Origin of the sequence: Serratia sp. B501, from assembly GCF_051172315.1 — a bacterium.
GTDB classification, from domain to species: domain Bacteria; phylum Pseudomonadota; class Gammaproteobacteria; order Enterobacterales; family Enterobacteriaceae; genus Serratia; species Serratia ureilytica.
On sequence record NZ_JBPIZB010000007.1, the window covers coordinates 119335 to 139146 of the forward strand.

Consider the following 19812-nt stretch of genomic DNA (forward strand, 5'->3'; position numbering starts at 1 on the left):
TATAATCAGCGCCTTGCTTCTTCTCTTCTCCAAGGAAGATCCTCGTCCCCGGTGGGGCGGCCGGACTTCAAATCCGGTTGGGGCCGCCAGCGGTCCTAGGCAGGTTCGACTCCTGTGATCTTCCGCCAATCCCTGATCATTTTCCTATGCTGAACGATACGGCTATCTTTAATGCAATGGAGCCGGCTCGGCCGTGCGCGCACCATTCGGAGGTCAACATGCGAAGTCTGGAAGATCAACTTGCCGCTTATGCCGCCTATCACCGCGATGCGCGCAATATCGCCACGCATTTCATCGGCATTCCGCTGATCGTCGTCAGCCTGCTGGCGCTGCTTTCCCGGCCGGCGTGGGGCGCAGGATGGCTGCCGTTCTCGCCGGCCTGCGCGGTGGTTATTGTCGCGGCGCTCTATTACCTGCGGTTGAATCTGCGCCTTGGCGTCATGATGCTGGCGTTGTTGCTGCTGTGCCTCGTGTTCGGCGCCTGGGTGGCGTCGCTGTCGACGGCGGCGTGGCTGAGCGTCGGCACCGGCGGCTTCGTCATCGGCTGGCTGTTTCAGTTTATCGGACATTTCTGGGAGGGGAGAAAACCGGCGTTTATGGACGACGTGACGGGCCTCATCATCGGTCCGCTGTTCGTGCTGGCGGAAGCCTGCTTCCTGGCCGGCGGGCTGCGCGAACTGCAGCGGAATATCGAACTACGCTCGGGCAACGTGCGTAGCGGGAGGGCATGAGGTGGCTTGATTCCTACGGTGACGGACGCTGATGTCCGCCCCCTCCCGCCGCACTTTTAACAAAATCGCAAAAGTCTTTTAGCCTCCCGCCTGCTTATCTTTGTTGTGATCAATGTCATACTTTCGGCATCTTAACTGTTCCCGCGCTTCGGCAGCGGTAAACCGGAGTTGTTGCATGAAAGTGAATTATCCCTTGTTAGCCCTGGCGGTGGGGGCGTTCGGCATCGGCACGACCGAGTTTTCCCCGATGGGGTTGCTGCCGACCATCGCCAAAGGGGTGGACGTCTCCATCCCGATGGCCGGCATGTTGATCAGCGCCTACGCCGTTGGCGTGATGGTCGGCGCGCCGCTGATGACGCTGCTGCTGTCGCACCGGGCGCGCAGAAGCGCGCTGATCTTCCTGATGGCGATTTTTACCCTGGGCAACGTGTTGTCGGCAATTGCGCCTGACTACACCACCCTGATGCTGTCGCGCATCATCACCAGCCTGAACCACGGCGCGTTCTTTGGCCTCGGATCGGTGGTGGCCGCCAGCGTGGTGCCGAAGGAGAAACAGGCCAGCGCCGTGGCGACCATGTTTATGGGGCTGACCATCGCCAATATCGGCGGGGTGCCCGCCGCCACCTGGCTGGGTGAAACCATCGGCTGGCGCATGTCGTTCCTGGCGACGGCCGGGCTGGGCGTGATCGCCATGCTGGGGCTGTGGTTCTCGTTGCCGCAAGGCAGCGCCGGCGCGCGCCCTGACGTCAAGCGTGAGCTATCGGTGCTGGTGCGGCCGCAGGTGCTGACTGCGTTGTTGACGACCGTGTTGGGCGCGGGCGCGATGTTCACGCTCTATACCTATATCTCGCCGGTATTGCAGCACATCACCGAGGCGACGCCGCTGTTCGTGACGACCATGCTGGTGTTGATCGGCGTCGGTTTCTCGATCGGCAACTACCTCGGCGGCAAATTCGCCGACCGTTCGGAGAGCGCGACGCTGAAGGGTTTCCTGTTGCTGTTGGTGGTTATCATGCTGGTGATCCCGTTCCTGGCGCGCAGTGAAATCGGCGCCGCGGTCAGCATGGTGATTTGGGGCGCGGCGACCTTTGCCGTGGTGCCGCCGCTGCAGATGCGCGTGATGCGTGTCGCCGGTGAAGCGCCGGGCCTGTCGTCATCGGTCAATATCGGCGCCTTCAACCTGGGCAATGCGTTGGGCGCCGCCGCCGGTGGCGCGGTGGTCTCCGCCGGGCTGGGCTACAGCTTCGTGCCGGTGATGGGGGCGATTATCGCCGGGTTGGCGCTGCTGTTGGTATTGTTCACCAGTCGCCGAGCTGAAAAGGTGGCTTACGCCAACGGTTAAACGATAGCGTGCGGCGGGGTTCCCCGCCGCGTTCACTCAAAGCCGAGCAGGCTGAACGCATCGTCCTGCGGGGCGTAGCCGAGCAGGCGACGGGTCTCTTCCAGCGACAAACGCGTATAGCGGTTATTGGAAACCCCGTGCACCACCGCATATTGCACCCCTTCGATTCGAATGCAGCGATCCAGCAGATCGGCGGCGTCGCGATGGCTGAGAAAAGCGCTCATGTCGCGGGCGCTAAGCTGTTCGCCCCGGGTTAGGGTGGTGAAGTTGGCGATGCGCACCGACAGGGCGGAAAGCCCCTCCTGATGGGCGAAATAGGCGGCGATGCCTTCGCCGAAGGCTTTGCTGGCGCCGTACAGGTTTTTCGGCTTCGGCGCGTCATCCGGGCGGATTTGATAATCGAGCGGGTAGCCTTCCACCGCCTGTGCGCTGCTGGCGAACACCACCCGTTTGCAGCCGGCGTCTTTCGCGGCACGGAAGATATTGAAGGTGCCGAGAATGTTGTTGTCCATCAGCGAACCGCAAAAATCGGCGTCGGGAGAGGGATCGGCCGCCAGGTGCAACACGGTGTCGATATTGGCGCAGGCCGCACGGCAGGCGTCGAGATCGGCGATGTTGAAGCTGATGACTTCGTCGCCGGGCTGCAGATCGCTCAGCAAGCTGATGTCCCGCTCCGCCAGGCGCAGCGCGTAGCGATCGCCCATTGCCTGACGAAACGCCGTGGCTACCCGGCCGCCGGCACCGGTGATCAGAATCCGTCCCAACTCAGTCCGCAACGTCATGGCCGCTGTCATCCCTACAATCATTAGGTGTTGACCAGTAATAATCCCCCGCGTGACTTTTGTCCAGTATTTATATTAGAAAATATGATGCTTTATGCCGGAAGTGGGCATGTTTTTCCCAGCGTCTCGACCAGGAAAGTCATTACGGCGCGCACGGCTGCGGTGCGTGCCAAATCGGGATACGTCACCAGCCAAAGCTCGCGCGTTGGCGCGGCGCTGGCCGTTGGCAACGCGACCAAAGCCGAATCGCCATCGGCGACAAACGTCGGCAAAACGGCGGCGCCCAGTCCTGAACGCGCCGCCTGTTGCAGCGAAAACAGATCGCTGGCCTGAAAAACGACCGGGCGCCCCTGTAGCAGCTGCTGCAACCATTGTTGATGCGGCTGCTGTCGGTAGTGAAGGTCATAGGCGATAAAGCGGCGCGCCGCCTCAGGCAGAGCCGCGTGCGCAGGCGCGGCATACAGCGCGTAGCGCATCATGCCGATGCGCTGCGTCAGCAGTTCCGGCTGTTGTGGGCGCACCATGCGCACGGCGATGTCCGCTTCACCGCGATCCAGCTCGGCGAGCGCGGATTCACCCGCCAGCGTCACGACGATGTGTGGAAAAGCCTGATTAAATTCGGCGATGCGCGGCGCGAGAATATGTGCGGCGATCGACGGCGGCGCGCTGATGCGCACGCTGGCCTGGGGCGTGGTGCCGGCGCTGCGCGCATGGCGGGCGATAGCCTGGCTTTGCGCCTCTATCTCAGCCGCCAACCCGGCAATTGCCTGCCCGTCCTGAGTCAACGGCGTGCTGCGCGGCAGGCGTACGATCAAACGCAGGCCGAGCGCCTGTTCCAGCGCCGCCACGCGCCTACCTACGGTGGCGTGATCGCAACCCAACTCTCGTGCCGCCGCCGACAATGAACCGGTGCGCGCCAGCGCCACGAAGTGTTTTAAGTCCTGCCAGTCAAACATCGGTGAATTCCTGCACATTATCGACGTAATTTTCAGGAATATTCACACAGAGAGCGCCGTGATTCAATGTGTGAACGTTTCCTTTAAAGTTGAATCATTATATTAGGAGTTCTTATGAATTTGCGCTTGCAGCAACGCACGGCATTGGTTACGGGCGCCAGCGAAGGGATCGGCGCCGGCATGGTCAGGGTGTTGGCTGCTCAAGGCGTCACGGTGGTGGCGACCGCACGACGCGGTGACCGGCTGCTGGCGCTGGCAGATAAAGTGGAGCGGCAAGGGGCGGTGCGCCCGCAGGTGATCGCTGCCGACGTGACCGACCCCGACGCACTCACCGAACTGGCGGCGCAGGCGCTGCGCCAGGTGGGGACCGTCGATATTCTGATCAACGCGGTCGGCGCATTTCACCCCACGGCGCTGGACGAGAGCGATCGCGGTTGGGATGACGCCTTCGCTTTGAACTTCACGCCGGCCCGGCGGTTGACTCAGGCGCTGTTGCCGGCCATGCAGGCGCAAGGCTGGGGCCGGATTATCAACATCAGCGGATCGATGGAGCCGCGCAGTCTGAGCGCCGCCAGCGCCGCCAAGGGCGCGCTGCATCTGTGGGCCAAAGGGCTGGCCGGCGACGTGGCTGCGCAGGGGATTACCGTCAATACGTTACAGCCGGGGCGCATCAATAGTGAACAGATCCGCGAGCGCTTATACGCTAGCGATGAAGCGCGCCAGGCCTTCATCGCACAACACATCCCGATAGGCTACTTCGGCGAACCGGAAGACATGGCCTATCTGGCGGCGTTTCTTTGCTCCCCGCTCGCGCGATATATCACCGGCGCGGTGATCCCGGTAGATGGCGGCATGCATTATTTCGCGCATTGAGGCCGTTTTGCCTTTGCGATCACAGTTCGGCAATTTGCCGGCGCAAAGCCTTGCCCCGGCAAAATCCGCGGTGTTAACGTCATAACTCAACCGATTTAGGGTTGTTACTGCTGCGGCAGGCAAAACCTAAACCTCGCGTTTCTGTTCCCCGATGGGGCAGAGGCCGCGAGGTTTAGGTTTTTTTTTGCGCCGAATTTCGCTCCTGCGCCAGGCCAGCGCAAAGGCGGGATCGGCAGAACGCGAAGTCTAAGGATAACCGTATGAAATATGACACATTAGCCAGTGAGATTTTGGCCGGCGTCGGTGGCCGCGACAATGTGAAAAGCCTGGTGCATTGTGCCACCCGCCTACGTTTCAAGCTGCGTGACGACCGCCGCGCCAACGCGGCAGCGCTGAAGAAAAACCCGGGCGTCATCATGGTGGTGGAGAGCGGTGGCCAGTTTCAGGTGGTGGTGGGCAACCACGTGGCCGAGGTGTTCGACGCGGTCAACCGGGTCGGCGGGTTGGCCGAAGGCGCGTCGAGCGGTAGCGATGCGGACGGTAAAAAAGACAATCTGCTCAGCCGCTTTATCGACGTGGTTTCCGGCATCTTCACCCCATTGCTCGGGGTGATGGCTGCCTCGGGGGTATTGAAGGGGTTGCTGGCGCTGAGCCTGGCCTGCGGCTGGCTGCTGGAAAGCAGCGGCGCCTTTAAAATGTTGTTCGCCGCCAGCGACGCATTGTTCTATTTCTTCCCGATCATGCTCGGCTACACCGCCGGGAAAAAATTCGGCGGCAACCCGTTCGTCACCATGGCGATCGGCGGCGCGTTGACGCATCCGCTGATGATGGCGGCGTTCGAGGCGGCGCAACAGCCGGGCGCGGTGCGCGAATATTTCTTCGGCATTCCGCTGACTTTTATCAACTACAGCTCGTCGGTGATCCCCATCATCTTTGCGGCCTGGGTGTCCTGCCGTCTGGAGCCGCTGTTTAACCGGGTGATCCACAGCGCGCTGCGCAATTTCATCACGCCGCTGCTGTGTCTGGCGATCACCGTGCCCCTGACCTTCCTGCTGATCGGCCCGGCGGCGACCTGGCTCAGCCATCTGCTGGCCAACGGCTATCAGGCCATTTACGCCTTTAACCCGATCATCGCCGGCGCTTTCATGGGGGCGATGTGGCAGGTGTGCGTGATCTTCGGCCTGCATTGGGGGCTGGTGCCGTTGATGATCAACAACCTGAGCGTACTGGGGCACGACACCATGGTGCCGCTGCTGCTGCCGGCGGTGATGGGGCAGGTCGGTGCCACGCTGGGCGTGATGCTGCGCACCCGCGACGCCAAACTGCGGGCGCTGTCCGGTTCGGCCATCGGCGCCGGGATTTTCGGCATCACCGAACCGGCGGTGTACGGCGTCACCCTGCCGAACAAGCGTCCGTTCATCTTCGGCTGCATCGGCGGCGCGCTGGGCGGGGCGGTGATCGGTTACTTCCATACCTCGGTCTACTCGTTCGGCCTGGTGAACGTGTTCACCTTCGCGCAAATCATTCCCAACGGCGGCATCGACGCCACGGTGTGGGGCGCGATCGGCGGCACTCTGCTGTCGTTTGTGTTCGCCGCGCTGGCCAGCTACCTGTTCGGCGTCGCGCCGGCGGAAGAGACGGCGCAGCCTGAAGCCGCCGCGCCGCTTAACCGCAAACAGGCCATCCTCAGCCCGATCGCCGGCGACATCGTGCCGCTGGATCAGGTGAACGACGCGACCTTCGCCAGCGGCCTGCTGGGGAAAGGGGTGGCGATCGCGCCGCAGCAGGGGCGGGTGGTGGCGCCGGTGAGCGGCAGCGTGGCGTCGCTGTTCAAAACCAAACACGCCATCGGCATCGAATCGGACGATGGCGCGGAGATTCTCATCCACGTCGGCATCGATACCGTGAAGCTCGACGGGGCGCATTTCACCGCCCACGTGCGGGAAGGCGAGCGGATCGCGCCGGGCGATCTGCTGATCGAGTTCGACCAGGCGGCGATCCATGCCGCCGGCTATGACACCACCACGCCGATCATCATCAGCAACAGCGATGACTACGTGGACGTGTTGACCAGCGGCCTGTCTCCGGTGCAGGAACAGGCGCCGCTGCTGACTTTATTACGTTAATTGAGGAGCAAGCGATGAACGGCAAGTTTCCGCAACATTTTCTGTGGGGCGGCGCGGTAGCGGCGAACCAGGTAGAAGGCGCGTACCAGGCCGACGGCAAGGGGCTGTCGACCTCCGATCTGCAGCCGCAGGGCATCTTCGGCGCCATCACGCCGCGCACGGCGGGCGACAGCGGCATCAAGGACGTGGCGATCGATTTCTATCATCGTTACCCGGAGGATATCGCGCTGTTCGCCGAGATGGGTTTCAAGTGCCTGCGCACCTCGATCGCCTGGACGCGCATTTTCCCGCAGGGCGATGAAGAGACCCCGAACGAAGCCGGGCTGGCGTTTTACGATCGGCTGTTCGATGAGATGGCGAAATACGGCATTCAGCCGCTGATCACGCTGTCGCACTATGAGATGCCTTACGGTCTGGTGAAGCGCTACGGCGGCTGGGGCGATCGCCGCACCATCGATTTCTTCGAGCGCTATGCGCGCACCGTGTTCGAACGCTATAAGCACAAGGTTAAACACTGGCTGACCTTCAACGAGATCAACATGTCGCTGCACGCGCCCTTCACCGGGGTTGGCCTGCCGCAAGAGAGCGACAAGAGCGCCGTCTATCAGGCGATCCACCATCAGCTGGTGGCCAGCGCCAGAGCGGTGAGGGCCTGTCACGAGATCGTGCCGGAGGGGCAAATCGGCAACATGCTGCTGGGCGGCATTCTGTATCCGCTGAGCTGCAAGCCGGAAGATCTGCTGGAAACCCAGCGGCAAAACCGCGACTGGCTGTTCTTCGGCGACGTGCAGGCGCGCGGCTATTACCCGGCCTACATGCAGCGCTTCTTCCGTGAAAACGGCATTCAGGTGGCGATCACCGAGGAAGATCGGCAAACGCTGCGCGAAACCATCGACTTCATCTCGTTCAGCTACTACATGAGCGGCTGCGTTACCGCCGACCCGGAGCAGTACGAAACGGCGCGCGGCAACATTCTCGATATGGTGCCGAACCCGCACCTGGCCAGTTCGGAGTGGGGGTGGCAAATCGACCCGATTGGGCTGCGCTACCTGCTCAACGTGCTGTACGACCGCTATCAGAAGCCGTTGTTTATCGTCGAGAACGGGCTGGGCGCCAAAGACCGCGTCGAGGCCGACGGCAGCATCAACGACGACTACCGCATCAACTACCTCAATGACCACCTGGTACAGGTGGCCGAGGCGATCGACGATGGCGTCGAGGTGATGGGCTACACCAGCTGGGGGCCGATCGATCTGGTCAGCGCCTCAAAGGCCGAAATGTCGAAGCGCTACGGCTTCATTCACGTCGACAGAGACGATGCCGGCAACGGTAGCCTCGAGCGCCGCCGCAAGAAGAGTTTCTACTGGTATCGCGATGTGATCCACAGCAACGGCGCCAGCCTGAAAGACCGGCGCTAACCCTTCAGCCCGGCGGCAAACGCCGGGCGTTAATTAACCTTATTCGCTGCTGTTCATGATGGGAAATTCTCTCCCAGGGAATGCTGTTGCCCGCAGTCAGCCGTTATGCGGAGAAATATAATAATGATGAAAAGCTTATTACCTCGTTCCATGACCCTGGCGGCGCTGGCGCTGCTCTGTAGCCAGGCGCAGGCGGAAACGCTGCAAACCGGCAAGGACGTTGAAGCTCCCACCGCCAAATGGGAAGGGGTGGCGCTCGGCTTTGAACCGCCGCAGCCTGGGCTGTTGGGGGATATGCTGGGGATCAGGCCGATCCTGGAGGATCACGGTTTCCACTATAATCTCGGCTACCTCAGCCAGCTGTCGTATAACGCCGGCGGCGGTTACAACCACGATAAACAGGCGTCGTACATCGACCAATTTTCGCTGACCTTCAGCCAGGATCTGCAGGCGCTGACCGGCATTCCGGACGCGGCGATCGAAGGCAATATCGTCAACCGCAACCATGACAACAACCTGACCCGCGATCGGCTGCAGGATCCGCGCGTCGGCCTGACCGATCTGTCGCAGGAGAGCTTTGGCGGGCAGTCGATCACCCGGCTGGGCTGGTTGACCTTCAGCCGTTCCTTCCTCGACAGCCGGCTGCAATGGCGTATCGGCATGATGAACAAGGTGCAGGATTTCGATCAGATTATCCCCTGCGATTTTCAGACGCTGACGCTGTGTGGCGGCAAGTCCGCCAACTCGTTGACCTGGTACAACTGGAACGTGCATTACTGGGGCACCACGCTGCAATACAAGCTGACCGACGGCCTGACGCTCAAGGGCGGCGTGATGGAGCAGAACCCGAGCGCCCCCAGCCGCAGCCACGCCTGGAGTTGGTCCACCAAGGGCAGCAAAGGCTTCCTGCTGCCGATGGAGGTGGAGCTGAAAACCCACGCCGTCAACCAGCTGCCGGGGGTGTATAACCTGGGCGTGTTGTTTACCAATGCGCGTCAGCGCGATCTTTATGAAGGGGTATCTGGCGGGCCGGGCGCCAGCGATCCGCAGGGCTATCGCAGCCACGATCGCACCTGGTTCCTGTATACCGGTTTCAACCAGCAGGTGACGCGCCATGCGGATGACGTCAACCGTGGCCTGAGCGTGTTCTACAGCCTGGGGCTGGGGGATCAGCGCAGCAACTACCTGCACTGGTCCACTTCGACCGGCATCCGCTATCGCGGGCTGTTCGATGCGCGGCCGGACGACTGGCTGGGGCTGGGCGTTTCGGTGGTGAAACTGAGCGACCGCTATAAAGACAATCAGCGTTACCTCAACGAGATGAGCGGCATCAGCGATTATCACGATCCGAACTACCGGCCGGTGCCGGGCCACTCGGTGACGGCGGAGCTGTACTACCGCGTTAACGTCACGCCGTGGCTGCAGCTGCAGCCGGGCCTGCAATACTGGCATCATCCGGCGGGCGTCAGCGAGACGCAGGACGCCTGGGTGACGGCGTTGAAAACGGTGGTGACCTTCTGATCAGGCCGCGTCGTTCTCGCGGTAGCGCCGGCGTGCGTGCTCAAACCAGCTGGCCGGCACGTTGTGCGGCGGCTGCTGTAATCTGAGCAGCCCCTGTTCGACGATATGGCTGGCCTGGCGCCACAGCGTCGGGTCGCCTTCGGTCAGCACTTCCAGCAGGCGCTGTTTCTCGATCAGATAGGTTTGGGCGAAGTGGCTGTCGTAGTCCAGCAGCGAGCGGGTGTTGTCGATCAGATCCGCCAGTTTGATGGTTTTGGCCTGCGGCGATGCGCCGGCGCTGTGGCGCCGATCGCGGTTTTTACGCTCGAAGCGGTTGCCGTCCTCGGCGTGGCTGACGTTGGTTAACATCCGCACCAGCTCCGCTACCTGCGGCCCAAAGTGGCTTTCGATATCGCCGAGGGTGGTGGGCGTGTCTTCCACCGTGTCATGCAGCCAGGCGGCCGCCAGCATCTCTTCGGTGTGCGGCACGCTGCGCACCAGCTCCATGACCGCCTGCGGGTGGACGATGTACGGATCGTTGGTGTATTTGCGGCGCTGATCGATGGCCGCATGCGCCTTGGTGGCGTAGCGGCGCGCGCGTTCTGCAAGCGTATTCGTCATTTCCTTTCCCTCCCGGCATCCTCTGCATGAAAAAAATGTAGCATACCTCACAAGAAATAGCTTGCGATTACATCGTGCGCTATCTATATTCACTCACATGAAAAGCACCGATACCGAACAACCCAACGCGAAGAACCTGCTGCTGCTCGATCAGCAGCTCTGTTTCGCGCTGTACTCCGCCAACCTGGCGCTGCACAAAGTCTACCGCAAGCTGTTGAATCAGCTCGAGCTCACCTACCCGCAGTATCTGGTGATGATGGTGCTGTGGGAACGCGATCGGGTGACGGTATCGGATATCGGCGAGCGGCTGTTCCTCGATTCCGCCACGCTGACGCCGCTGCTGAAACGGCTGGAAACCGCCGGTTTGTTGGTGCGCTATCGCGCCACCACCGACGAGCGCCAGGTGATCATCGCGCTCACCGAAGCCGGCCGCGCGCTGCGTGAACGGGCGCAGTCGGTGCCCGAGGCAGTGATGTGCGCCACCGACTGCAGCCTGGACGAGATCGTCTCGCTCAAACAGCAGCTGGAAAAGCTGCGCGGCAGCCTGATCGATCAGATTTGACCCACCGACGCCGGACGCAAGAACGGCAGGGGTGGTCTACACTAGTTAATAAGCGTCAAAAATAAGTAGTGCACGATTTAATCGTAAAAGATATATATGTGACCGGCTACCCCTCGCGGGGGCCGTTGTCATCTCGCCAACCAGCAAGAAGGAATGAACGATGTCTATTGAGAAAGTGGTTTACCGCGCTCACGCCACCGCAACCGGCGGCCGCGACGGCCGTGCGACCTCCTCCGACGGCGTGTTGGACGTGAAACTGGGCGTACCGAAAGAGATGGGCGGCGCCGGCGGCGAAGTCACCAACCCCGAGCAGCTGTTCGCCGCCGGTTACTCGGCCTGTTTCCTCGGCGCGTTGAAGTTTGTCGCGGCGAAAGAAAAGGTCAAAATCCCGGCCGAAGCGAAGATCGACGGCACCGTCGGCATCGGTGAAATCCCGAACGGCTTCGGCATCGAAGTGCAGCTGGATATTTCGCTGCCGGGCATCGAGCGCAGCGTGGCGGAAGATCTGGTGAAAAAGGCGCACGTGGTGTGCCCGTATTCCAACGCCACCCGCGGCAATATCGACGTTACGCTGAACGTTAAGTAAGTTTTTTGCCGACACCATGGAAAAAATGGAGGGTTTATCCCTCCATTTTCTTTGATATCCCGTCTGAAAAGTGCTCAAAAAAGCGGTAAATTTTGCCCGTTTTGTGAGAATTCTCTTGATTATTACTCGCAAAATAACGCTTATTGCCGGTTGGCTGAACCAGAAGCCGCAATCAGTGTCTGACTGAGTCAGAACCGCTACACCGTCCCCGGAGCCACCGCGTTACATGAACAAAGTTAAATCGCTATCACAGCAGAATTTATCGTTATTGTTAGCGATCTATATCGGCATCTTTCTAAACCTGTCCGTTTTTTATCGCCGTTTTGATTCGCTGGCGCACGGCATTCAGGGAATTAAGCTTATTTCGGCGGTGACGGAAGTCATCGCTATCGTCCTGTTCACGTTCTTCATCATGCGGCTGGTGTCGCTCGGCGGCCGGCTGTTTTATCGCATCGTCGCCTCGCTGCTGGTGCTGATTTCGGTTGCCGCCAGCTACTACATGACGTTTTTCAACGTGGTGATCGGCTACGGCATCGTGGTGTCGGTGATGACCACCGATATCGATCTGTCGAAAGAGGTGGTCGGCCTGCATTTCGTGCTGTGGATGGTGGCGCTCAGCGCCTTGCCGCTGCTGCTGATCTGGAAAAACAGCCTGCGCTTCACCCTGATCGAACAGCTGAAAACCCCCGGTCACCGCATCAAACCGCTGCTGGTGTTGTTGGCGGTGGTAGCGTTGGTCTGGCTGCCGCTGCGCATGCTGGACGACGAGCAAAGCGTGCAGGAGAAGCTTTCCAACGTCGATCTGCCGAGCTACGGCGGCGTGGTGGCGCACTCGTACCTGCCGTCTAACTGGCTGTCGGCGCTGGGGCTGTTCGCCTATACCCGCTATGACGAAAGTCAGGATCAGAGCACGCTGTTCGATCCGGGCAAACACTTTACCTATGTGCCGCCGGCGGACATCGACGATACCTACGTGGTGTTCATCATCGGCGAGACCACGCGCTGGGATCACATGGGCATGCTGGGCTACGAGCGCGATACTACGCCGCGCCTGTCGAAAGAGAAGAATCTGGTGGCGTTCCGCGGCGAGTCGTGCGACACCGCCACCAAGCTGTCGCTGCGCTGCATGTTCGTGCGCGAAGGCGGTACCGAGGACAACCCGCAGCGCACGCTGAAAGAGCAAAACGTGTTCGCGGTGATGAAGGAACTGGGCTTCTCTTCCGAGCTGTTCGCCATGCAGAGTGAGGTGTGGTTCTACAACAACACCGAGGTGAATAACTATTCGTTCCGCGAGATGATCGCGTCCGAGAAGCGCAACGACGGCAAGGCGGTCGACGATATGCTGCTGGTGGACGAAATGAAGGAGTCGCTGGCGCGTTATCCGAAGGGCAAACACCTGGTGATCCTGCATACCAAAGGCTCGCACTACCTGTACTCGCAGCGTTATCCGCGCAGCTATGCGCGCTATCAGCCGGAGTGCATGGGGGTGGATGACTCCTGCACCAAGGCGCAGCTGATCAACGCCTTCGACAATACGGTGCTGTATACCGACAGCTTTATCAGTAATGTGATCGACCAGGTGCGGGACAAGAAGGCCATCGTGTTCTATGCCGCCGATCACGGCGAGTCGATCGGCGAGAATACGCACCTGCACGGCACGCCGCGCGAAATGGCGCCGCCGGAACAATTCCGCGTGCCAATGATGGTGTGGGCGTCGGACAAGTTCCTCGAGAACCCGCAGCACCTCAGCGCCTTTGAGCAACTGCAGGCGCAGCAACGCATCGGCAGAACGCATCGCCACGTCGAGCTGTTCGACACCGTCCTCGGTTGCCTCGGCTACACCTCGCCGAACGGCGGCATCGTGGATAAAAACAACTGGTGCCATCTCCCGCAGAATAAAACGGCGCCTGCCAGCCTGTAATCCCTCCCGCCGGGTGCCTTGCGCACCCGGTAATTTCCGCCAATACATTCTCTTCATCAATTATTCCGGTGTGTGCATACGGTATACTTGCGCACTTCCCCTTCTAACCGGAGATTTCCATGACCCTGCGCGTGGCGTTTATCGACGATCATGACATTGTGCGTTCGGGCTTTGTGCAGCTGCTGTCGCTGGAGGCCGATATTCAGGTGGTGGGCGAGTTCAGCAGCGCGGCGCAGGCGCGTGCCGGCCTGCCGGGGCTGGAGGCGGAAATCTGCATTTGCGACATTTCGATGCCCGACGGCAGCGGGTTGGATCTGCTGGCGGACATTCCCTCCGGCATCCGCGTGGTGATGCTGTCGATGCACGATAATCCGGCGCTGGTGGAAATGGCGCTGGAACGCGGCGCCAGCGGCTTTCTCTCCAAGCGCTGCAAGCCGGAAGATCTGATCACCGCCGTGCGCACCGTCGCCGGCGGCGGCGTCTATCTGATGCCGGAAATCGCCCAGCAGCTGGCGCGGGTGAAGGTGGATCCATTGACCCGCCGCGAGCGCGAGATCGCGCTATTGCTGGCGCAGGGCCAGGAGGTGCGCGAGATCGCCGCCGCGCTGGGGCTGTCGCCGAAGACGGTGCATGTGCATCGTGCCAACCTGTTCGCCAAGCTGGGCATCACCAATAACGTTGAGCTGGCCAGACGGATGCTGAACCTGTGACGCAGCGTCTGATCACCCAGCTGGCGCTGTTCTTCATTTATGCCGCCAGCGCATTTTGCCTGTGGGGCATCGGCACCGCGCTGATCGACCCGCCCTGGCAGGCGCTGTTGCTGTTCCCGTTCGGCCTGCGCATGGGCATTTTGCTGCAGAGCCCGTACCGTTTCTGGCCGGGGATCCTGCTGGCCGACCTGCTGCTGATGGCGCTGCTGGCGGACCAGTACGGCTACGGCCCGGCGCTGTGGGCGTCGGTGGCGGTGCTGGTGCTGACGGTGCTGCTCAGCCTGCTGGCCTCGCCGTGGCTGTTGCGCCATCAGCAGAGCGACAGCGAATGGCGCTGGCCGCTGTTGCAGGGCGCGGTGGTCGCCATAGCCGCCTTGCTGCAGGCGCTTGTGTGGCAGCTGGTGAGCGGCGAAGGCGCCCGCGCGCTGCTGCTCGGCCTGACCGGCGGTTTCACCATCGCGCCGACCTGCCTGCTGTTGTGGCACTATCTGGCGCGCCAAATCTGGGTGCCGCTGGAGCCGGGGCTGATCCACAAGCCGGTGGAGCTGCGCCTGGGCCACCTGGCCAGCTATCTGCTGCTGTTTGCATTCAGCATCTGGCTGCAGCAGCAGGTTAACGCCGCCGAGCTGCGCCGCTTTGCGCCTTTCTGCCTGGCGATCCCGATCGTGTTCATGTCTTACCGCTATGGCTGGCAGGGCGCGCTGTTGGCGACGCTGCTCAACGGCGTGGCGCTGATGGTCAACGAGCCGCCGCAGCCCGAGTCGCACCGCGACTTGCTGTTGTCGTTGCTGGCCCAAAGCCTGACCGGGCTGCTGCTGGGCGCCGGTATTCAGCGCCAGCGCGAACTGAATCAGCAGCTGCGGCTGCGGCTGGCGGAGAACCGGCAGCTGGCGCGGGCGCTGGTGACGGCGGAGGAACAAACCCGGCGCGAGGTGGCGCGCGAGCTGCACGATGAAGTGGGGCAGACCATCACCGTGATCCGCACACAGGCCAGCATCGTCAAGCGCCTGGCGCCGGAGCCGGCGGTGATCGGCTGCGCCGACACCATCGATGCGTTAGCGCTGCGGGTCTACGATGGGGTGCACGATGTGCTGACCCAGCTGTGGCCGGCGGCGCTGAACAACCTGCCGCTGTCGGCGGCGGTGGCGGCGATGCTGCGGGAGTCGCTGCCGCAGGACGCCTCGCTGGTGAGCAGCATGCAGTGGCAGGTGCCGGACGAACTGCTGGATGAAACGCTGAAAATCACGCTGTACCGGGTGTGTCAGGAAGGGGTGACCAATGTGTGCCGCCACGCCGGCGCCAGCCGCCTGGAATTGGACGCGCGTCTGCAGCCGCGCAAAGGCGCTGCGCCGCAGATTGCCCTGACCATCCGCGATAACGGCGTGGGCTTCGATGCGGACCACCATCAGCCGGGGTACGGCCTGCGCGGCATGCAGGAGCGCATCAGCGCTCTCGGCGGCAGCCTGCGGCTCACCTCTGAGCGGGGCGCCTGTTTGAGTGTGATCTTGCCCACAGTTTCACCGGCGCAAGCGCAAAACTAGGAAAAACTCCTAACCGCGTCGGGAATCCGGCGTAAGCCTCCCGCGCGCGCGGGGAGCATCATAGCGGCACTTTATTCAATCCTCTGAGGTTCCACATGTGGTCTTTCCTTAAAAGCCGCCCGGATGCGCCGCAGGTCACCGATCAACGGCAGATCGACGCCAGCTACAAATACTGGCGCATCCAGCTGATGTGCACCATGTACATCGGCTACGCCGCGTTTTACTTCACGCGCAAAAGCTTCAACTTCATCATGCCGGCGATGCTGAGCGATCTGGGCCTGACGATGTCCGACGTCGGCATCCTCGGCACGCTGTTCTACATCACCTACGGCTGCTCGAAATTCATTTCCGGCATGATCAGCGATCGTTCCAACCCGCGTTACTTTATGGGACTGGGCCTGATCATGACCGGGGTGCTGAATATCTTCTTCGGCCTCAGTTCTTCGCTGCTGATGCTCGGCACGCTGTGGATCCTCAATGCCTTCTTCCAGGGCTGGGGCTGGCCGCCGTGCTCCAAAATCCTCACCAGCTGGTATTCGCGCTCCGAGCGCGGCAGCTGGTGGGCGATTTGGAACACTTCGCACAACGTCGGCGGCGCGCTGATCCCGCTGCTGGTGGGCTTTATCTCGCTGCACTTCAGCTGGCGTTACGGCATGATCATCCCCGGCATCATCGGCGTGGTGCTCGGCCTGCTGATGTGCTGGCGCCTGCGCGACAAGCCCTCCACCCTGGGGCTGCCGAGCGTCGGCAAATGGCGTAACGACGCTATGGAGCTGGTGCAGGAATCGGAAGGCCAGGGGCTGAGCAACCGCGAGATCATCAAGCGCTACGTGCTGACCAACAAGTACATCTGGCTGCTGGCGGTCTCTTACGTGCTGGTGTACATCGTGCGCACCGCGATCAACGACTGGGGCAACCTCTACCTGACGCAGGAAAAGGGCTATTCGCTGATGACCGCCAACTCGGCCATTTCGCTGTTTGAAGTGGGCGGCTTTATCGGTTCGCTGGTGGCCGGTTGGGGTTCCGACAAGCTGTTCCGCGGCAACCGTGGCCCGATGAACCTGATCTTCGCCATCGGCATCTTCCTGTCGGTGGCGGCGCTATGGCTGATGCCGGGCGTCACCTACCTGCTGCAGGCCTGCTGCTTCTTCGCCATCGGCTTCTTCATCTTCGGCCCGCAGATGCTGATCGGCATGGCGGCGGCGGAGTGCTCGCATAAAGATGCGGCGGGCGCGGCGACCGGTTTCGTCGGCCTGTTCGCCTACCTGGGCGCGGCGCTGTCCGGCTACCCGATCGCGCGGGTGATGGAAATCTGGCACTGGAACGGTTTCTTCGTGGTGATTTCCATCGCCGCCTGCCTGTCGGCGCTGTTCCTGCTGCCGTTCCTGCGTGCGCAGACGCCGGTGCTGAAAACCGCCAAAGCCTGAGTAAAATGCGCTGCGCAACCCCCGGCGCAGCGCATTATGGCGCTTTTATCACCACTTGAAATGCAGGGGAAAAAAAGTGATTGACGCCTATAACCGCCAGCAGTAAGATGCGCCCCGCATCGGCGAGTAGCGCAGCTTGGTAGCGCAACTGGTTTGGGACCAGTGGGTCGGAGGTTCGAATCCTCTCTCGCCGACCACCATTCGAAAAACCTGCTTTTAAAGCAGGTTTTTTTTCGCCTGCAGTTTATGAGGATGAGTACCTCCGCAGGAGGTTCGAGCCTCGCGAAGCGAGACAACGTTGCTTTAGCAACGGCCCGCAGGGCGCGCATCAACGATGCGCGTAATCCTCTCTCGCCGACCACCATTCGAAAAACCTGCTTTTAAAGCAGGTTTTTTTTCGCCTGCGGTTTATGAGGATGAGCACCTCCTACGATACGACCGGCTTCGCTTTATGGCACGTGTCAATCCGCCAGCCTCGTGAAATATATTTATCCTTTACGCTTAATTAATTCAAACTCCTTATTCCAGTTAGGTTCTTTTTTTCATATTTAAATAAATTCACGCTTGCTAAATAAAACCCAGTTGATAGCGCTCTTGTTTTCACGCCTTTTTTATTTATAGTCTGAATGTACGCGGCGGGAATGATTTTTTTCCGTTACGTGGAAAAACGCTGTTTTTATTTGTTGACTTTAATCTTCGTGGATTATTGCGGAATTTTTTCGCTTCGGCAATGCGTAGCGACGATTAACTCTTTTATGTTTATCCTCTCGGAATAAAGGAATCAGTTATGCGCAAATTTAATAAACCGCTGTTGGCGCTGTTGATCGGCAGCACGCTGTGTTCCGCGGCGCAGGCCGCCGCGCCGGGCAAGCCGACCATCGCCTGGGGCAACACCAAGTTCGCCATCGTTGAAGTTGACCAGGCGGCTACCGCTTATAATAATTTGGTGAAGGTAAAAAATGCCGCCGATGTTTCCGTCTCCTGGAATTTATGGAATGGCGACGCGGGCACGACGGCCAAGATTTTATTAAATGGCAAAGAGGCGTGGAGCGGCCCTTCAACCGGTTCTTCCGGTACGGCGAATTTTAAAGTCAATAAAGGCGGCCGTTATCAAATGCAGGTGGCATTGTGCAATGCCGACGGCTGTACCGCCAGCGACGCCACCGAAATTGTGGTGGCCGACACCGACGGCAGCCATTTGGCGCCGTTGAAAGAGCCGCTGCTGGAAAAGAACAAACCGTATAAACAGAATTCCGGCAAAGTCGTCGGTTCTTATTTCGTCGAGTGGGGCGTTTACGGGCGCAATTTCACCGTCGATAAGATCCCGGCGCAAAACCTGACCCACCTGCTGTACGGCTTTATCCCGATCTGCGGCGGCAACGGCATCAACGACAGCCTGAAAGAGATTGAAGGCAGCTTCCAGGCGCTGCAGCGCTCCTGCCAGGGCCGCGAGGATTTCAAAGTCTCCATCCACGATCCGTTCGCCGCGCTGCAAAAAGCGCAGAAGGGCGTCACCGCCTGGGATGACCCCTACAAGGGCAACTTTGGCCAGCTGATGGCGCTGAAGCAGGCGCGTCCCGATCTGAAAATCCTGCCGTCGATCGGCGGCTGGACGCTGTCCGACCCGTTCTTCTTCATGGGCGACAAGGTGAAGCGCGATCGCTTCGTCGGCTCGGTGAAAGAGTTCCTGCAGACCTGGAAGTTCTTCGACGGCGTGGATATCGACTGGGAATTCCCGGGCGGCAAAGGCGCCAACCCGAATCTGGGCAGCCCTCAGGACGGGGAAACTTATGTGCTGCTGATGAAAGAACTGCGGGCGATGCTGGATCAGCTGTCGGCGGAAACCGGCCGCAAGTATGAGCTGACCTCCGCCATCAGCGCCGGCAAGGACAAGATCGACAAGGTGGCATACAACGTCGCGCAGAACTCGATGGATCACATCTTCCTGATGAGCTACGACTTCTACGGCGCCTTCGATCTGAAAAACCTGGGGCATCAGACCGCGCTGAATGCGCCAGCCTGGAAACCGGACACCGCCTACACCACGGTGAACGGCGTGAATGCGCTGCTGGCGCAGGGCGTCAAGCCGGGCAAGATCGTGGTCGGCACCGCCATGTATGGCCGCGGTTGGACCGGGGTGAACGGCTACCAGAACAACATTCCGTTCACCGGCACCGCCACCGGACCGGTCAAAGGCACCTGGGAGAACGGCATCGTGGACTACCGCCAGATCGCCAGCCAGTTCATGAGCGGCGAGTGGCAGTACACCTACGACGCCACGGCGGAAGCGCCTTACGTGTTCAAACCTTCCACCGGCGATCTGATCACCTTTGACGATGCCCGCTCGGTGCAGGCCAAAGGCAAGTACGTGTTGGATAAGCAGCTGGGCGGCCTGTTCTCCTGGGAGATCGACGCGGATAACGGCGATATTCTCAACAGCATGAACGCCAGCCTGGGCAACAGCGCCGGCGTTCAATAATCGGTTGCAGTGCGTTGCCGGGGGATATCCTTTCGCCCCCGGCTTTTTCGCCGCCGAAAGTTTTTTTACGCCGCACAGATTGTGGGCCTGCCCGGCGAAAAATGCGCTCATCGGACTCACCCTTTTGGGTAATCCTTCAGCATTTCCTTCTGTCTTTAACGGCGATCACAAAAATAACCGTTCAGATATTCATCGTTCAGCAACAAAGTTTTGGGGTTTTTTAGCGGAGTTTAAAAC

The 19812-nt window shown here is 60.6% G+C and carries 16 protein-coding genes, 2 tRNA genes and 1 other RNA gene; 16 read left to right on the forward strand and 3 right to left on the reverse strand.

Features of this window, described 5'->3' with window-relative positions; genetic code table 11:
• Positions 1–33 precede the first annotated feature (33 nt).
• From ACSBQV_RS19620 to ACSBQV_RS19630, 3 genes are all read left to right on the forward strand, one after another.
• A tRNA-Sec gene (locus ACSBQV_RS19620) sits at positions 34–128 on the forward strand.
• A gap of 90 nt (positions 129–218) precedes the next feature.
• Positions 219–731, forward strand: a complete 513-nt coding sequence (locus ACSBQV_RS19625; protein WP_099782481.1) for a DUF962 domain-containing protein — start codon at positions 219–221, stop codon at positions 729–731.
• Between the two features lie 175 nt (positions 732–906).
• The gene (locus tag ACSBQV_RS19630; RefSeq protein ID WP_099782480.1) at positions 907–2073 is read left to right on the forward strand and encodes an MFS transporter; all 1167 of its coding nucleotides are present in this window, start codon (positions 907–909) and stop codon (positions 2071–2073) included.
• A 32-nt stretch (positions 2074–2105) separates the two neighbouring features.
• Here ACSBQV_RS19630 and ACSBQV_RS19635 read toward each other — a convergent pair whose 3' ends face one another.
• Positions 2106–2855, reverse strand: a complete 750-nt coding sequence (locus ACSBQV_RS19635; protein WP_099782495.1) for an NAD-dependent epimerase/dehydratase family protein — start codon at positions 2853–2855, stop codon at positions 2106–2108.
• A 92-nt stretch (positions 2856–2947) separates the two neighbouring features.
• Positions 2948–3811 (reverse strand): LysR family transcriptional regulator, encoded by an 864-nt coding sequence (locus ACSBQV_RS19640; protein ID WP_099782479.1) that lies wholly within the window; start codon positions 3809–3811, stop codon positions 2948–2950.
• A gap of 114 nt (positions 3812–3925) precedes the next feature.
• On the opposite strand from ACSBQV_RS19640, the gene ACSBQV_RS19645 reads away from it, so the two are divergent.
• The 4 genes from ACSBQV_RS19645 (at position 3926) to ACSBQV_RS19660 (ending at position 9749) form a co-directional block, all read left to right on the forward strand.
• Positions 3926–4684 (forward strand): SDR family NAD(P)-dependent oxidoreductase, encoded by a 759-nt coding sequence (locus ACSBQV_RS19645; protein WP_099782478.1) that lies wholly within the window; start codon positions 3926–3928, stop codon positions 4682–4684.
• Between the two features lie 260 nt (positions 4685–4944).
• Positions 4945–6810 (forward strand): PTS beta-glucoside transporter subunit IIABC, encoded by a 1866-nt coding sequence (gene bglF, locus ACSBQV_RS19650; RefSeq protein WP_099782477.1) that lies wholly within the window; start codon positions 4945–4947, stop codon positions 6808–6810.
• 14 nt (positions 6811–6824) lie between these two features.
• Entirely contained in the window at positions 6825–8228 is a 1404-nt protein-coding gene (locus ACSBQV_RS19655) for a glycoside hydrolase family 1 protein (RefSeq protein WP_099782476.1), read from the forward strand.
• Positions 8229–8378: 150 nt separating this feature from the next.
• Entirely contained in the window at positions 8379–9749 is a 1371-nt protein-coding gene (locus tag ACSBQV_RS19660; RefSeq protein ID WP_410176192.1) for a carbohydrate porin, read from the forward strand.
• Here the strand turns inward: ACSBQV_RS19660 and ACSBQV_RS19665 are convergent, their stop codons facing one another.
• A complete protein-coding gene (locus ACSBQV_RS19665; protein WP_033652280.1) occupies positions 9750–10349 on the reverse strand; it encodes an HD domain-containing protein in 600 nt (199 codons plus the stop codon).
• 97 nt (positions 10350–10446) lie between these two features.
• Here ACSBQV_RS19665 and ACSBQV_RS19670 point away from each other — a divergent pair, with 97 nt between their 5' ends.
• The 9 genes from ACSBQV_RS19670 (at position 10447) to ACSBQV_RS19710 (ending at position 19575) form a co-directional block, all read left to right on the forward strand.
• Complete coding sequence (locus tag ACSBQV_RS19670) at positions 10447–10911, forward strand: MarR family winged helix-turn-helix transcriptional regulator (protein WP_033645067.1); 465 nt, start codon at positions 10447–10449, stop codon at positions 10909–10911.
• A gap of 160 nt (positions 10912–11071) precedes the next feature.
• Positions 11072–11497, forward strand: coding sequence for an organic hydroperoxide resistance protein (locus ACSBQV_RS19675; RefSeq protein WP_004934114.1), 426 nt, complete (start codon positions 11072–11074; stop codon positions 11495–11497).
• A 226-nt stretch (positions 11498–11723) separates the two neighbouring features.
• Positions 11724–13418, forward strand: a complete 1695-nt coding sequence (gene eptB, locus ACSBQV_RS19680) for a kdo(2)-lipid A phosphoethanolamine 7''-transferase (RefSeq protein WP_099782475.1) — start codon at positions 11724–11726, stop codon at positions 13416–13418.
• A gap of 119 nt (positions 13419–13537) precedes the next feature.
• Entirely contained in the window at positions 13538–14128 is a 591-nt protein-coding gene (gene uhpA, locus ACSBQV_RS19685) for a transcriptional regulator UhpA (RefSeq protein WP_033645065.1), read from the forward strand.
• Positions 14125–15669: a signal transduction histidine-protein kinase/phosphatase UhpB gene (uhpB, locus tag ACSBQV_RS19690; RefSeq protein ID WP_099782473.1), complete on the forward strand. Its 1545-nt coding sequence runs from the start codon at positions 14125–14127 to the stop codon at positions 15667–15669. The genes uhpA and uhpB overlap by 4 nt, the downstream gene beginning before the upstream one ends.
• A 95-nt stretch (positions 15670–15764) precedes the next feature.
• Positions 15765–17096: an MFS transporter gene (locus ACSBQV_RS19695; protein ID WP_033645063.1), complete on the forward strand. Its 1332-nt coding sequence runs from the start codon at positions 15765–15767 to the stop codon at positions 17094–17096.
• 120 nt (positions 17097–17216) lie between these two features.
• Positions 17217–17293, forward strand: a tRNA-Pro gene (locus ACSBQV_RS19700).
• Positions 17294–17328: 35 nt separating this feature from the next.
• Positions 17329–17457, forward strand: a non-coding RNA gene (locus tag ACSBQV_RS19705) — RtT sRNA.
• A 426-nt stretch (positions 17458–17883) separates the two neighbouring features.
• Positions 17884–19575: a glycosyl hydrolase family 18 protein gene (locus ACSBQV_RS19710; protein WP_033645062.1), complete on the forward strand. Its 1692-nt coding sequence runs from the start codon at positions 17884–17886 to the stop codon at positions 19573–19575.
• The last annotated feature ends 237 nt before the right edge of the window (positions 19576–19812 follow it).

Excerpts from the sequence above, each read along its gene's own strand:
- ACSBQV_RS19625 (WP_099782481.1), top strand. The coding sequence starts at position 219 with ATGCGAAGTCTGGAAGATCAACTTGCCGCTTATGCCGCCTATCACCGC.
- ACSBQV_RS19630 (WP_099782480.1), top strand. The coding sequence starts at position 907 with ATGAAAGTGAATTATCCCTTGTTAGCCCTGGCGGTGGGGGCGTTCGGC.
- ACSBQV_RS19635 (WP_099782495.1), bottom strand. The coding sequence starts at position 2,855 with ATGACGTTGCGGACTGAGTTGGGACGGATTCTGATCACCGGTGCCGGC.
- ACSBQV_RS19640 (WP_099782479.1), bottom strand. The coding sequence starts at position 3,811 with ATGTTTGACTGGCAGGACTTAAAACACTTCGTGGCGCTGGCGCGCACC.
- ACSBQV_RS19645 (WP_099782478.1), top strand. The coding sequence starts at position 3,926 with ATGAATTTGCGCTTGCAGCAACGCACGGCATTGGTTACGGGCGCCAGC.
- bglF (WP_099782477.1), top strand. The coding sequence starts at position 4,945 with ATGAAATATGACACATTAGCCAGTGAGATTTTGGCCGGCGTCGGTGGC.
- ACSBQV_RS19655 (WP_099782476.1), top strand. The coding sequence starts at position 6,825 with ATGAACGGCAAGTTTCCGCAACATTTTCTGTGGGGCGGCGCGGTAGCG.
- ACSBQV_RS19660 (WP_410176192.1), top strand. The coding sequence starts at position 8,379 with ATGACCCTGGCGGCGCTGGCGCTGCTCTGTAGCCAGGCGCAGGCGGAA.
- ACSBQV_RS19665 (WP_033652280.1), bottom strand. The coding sequence starts at position 10,349 with ATGACGAATACGCTTGCAGAACGCGCGCGCCGCTACGCCACCAAGGCG.
- ACSBQV_RS19670 (WP_033645067.1), top strand. The coding sequence starts at position 10,447 with ATGAAAAGCACCGATACCGAACAACCCAACGCGAAGAACCTGCTGCTG.
- ACSBQV_RS19675 (WP_004934114.1), top strand. The coding sequence starts at position 11,072 with ATGTCTATTGAGAAAGTGGTTTACCGCGCTCACGCCACCGCAACCGGC.
- eptB (WP_099782475.1), top strand. The coding sequence starts at position 11,724 with ATGAACAAAGTTAAATCGCTATCACAGCAGAATTTATCGTTATTGTTA.
- uhpA (WP_033645065.1), top strand. The coding sequence starts at position 13,538 with ATGACCCTGCGCGTGGCGTTTATCGACGATCATGACATTGTGCGTTCG.
- ACSBQV_RS19695 (WP_033645063.1), top strand. The coding sequence starts at position 15,765 with ATGTGGTCTTTCCTTAAAAGCCGCCCGGATGCGCCGCAGGTCACCGAT.
- ACSBQV_RS19710 (WP_033645062.1), top strand. The coding sequence starts at position 17,884 with ATGCGCAAATTTAATAAACCGCTGTTGGCGCTGTTGATCGGCAGCACG.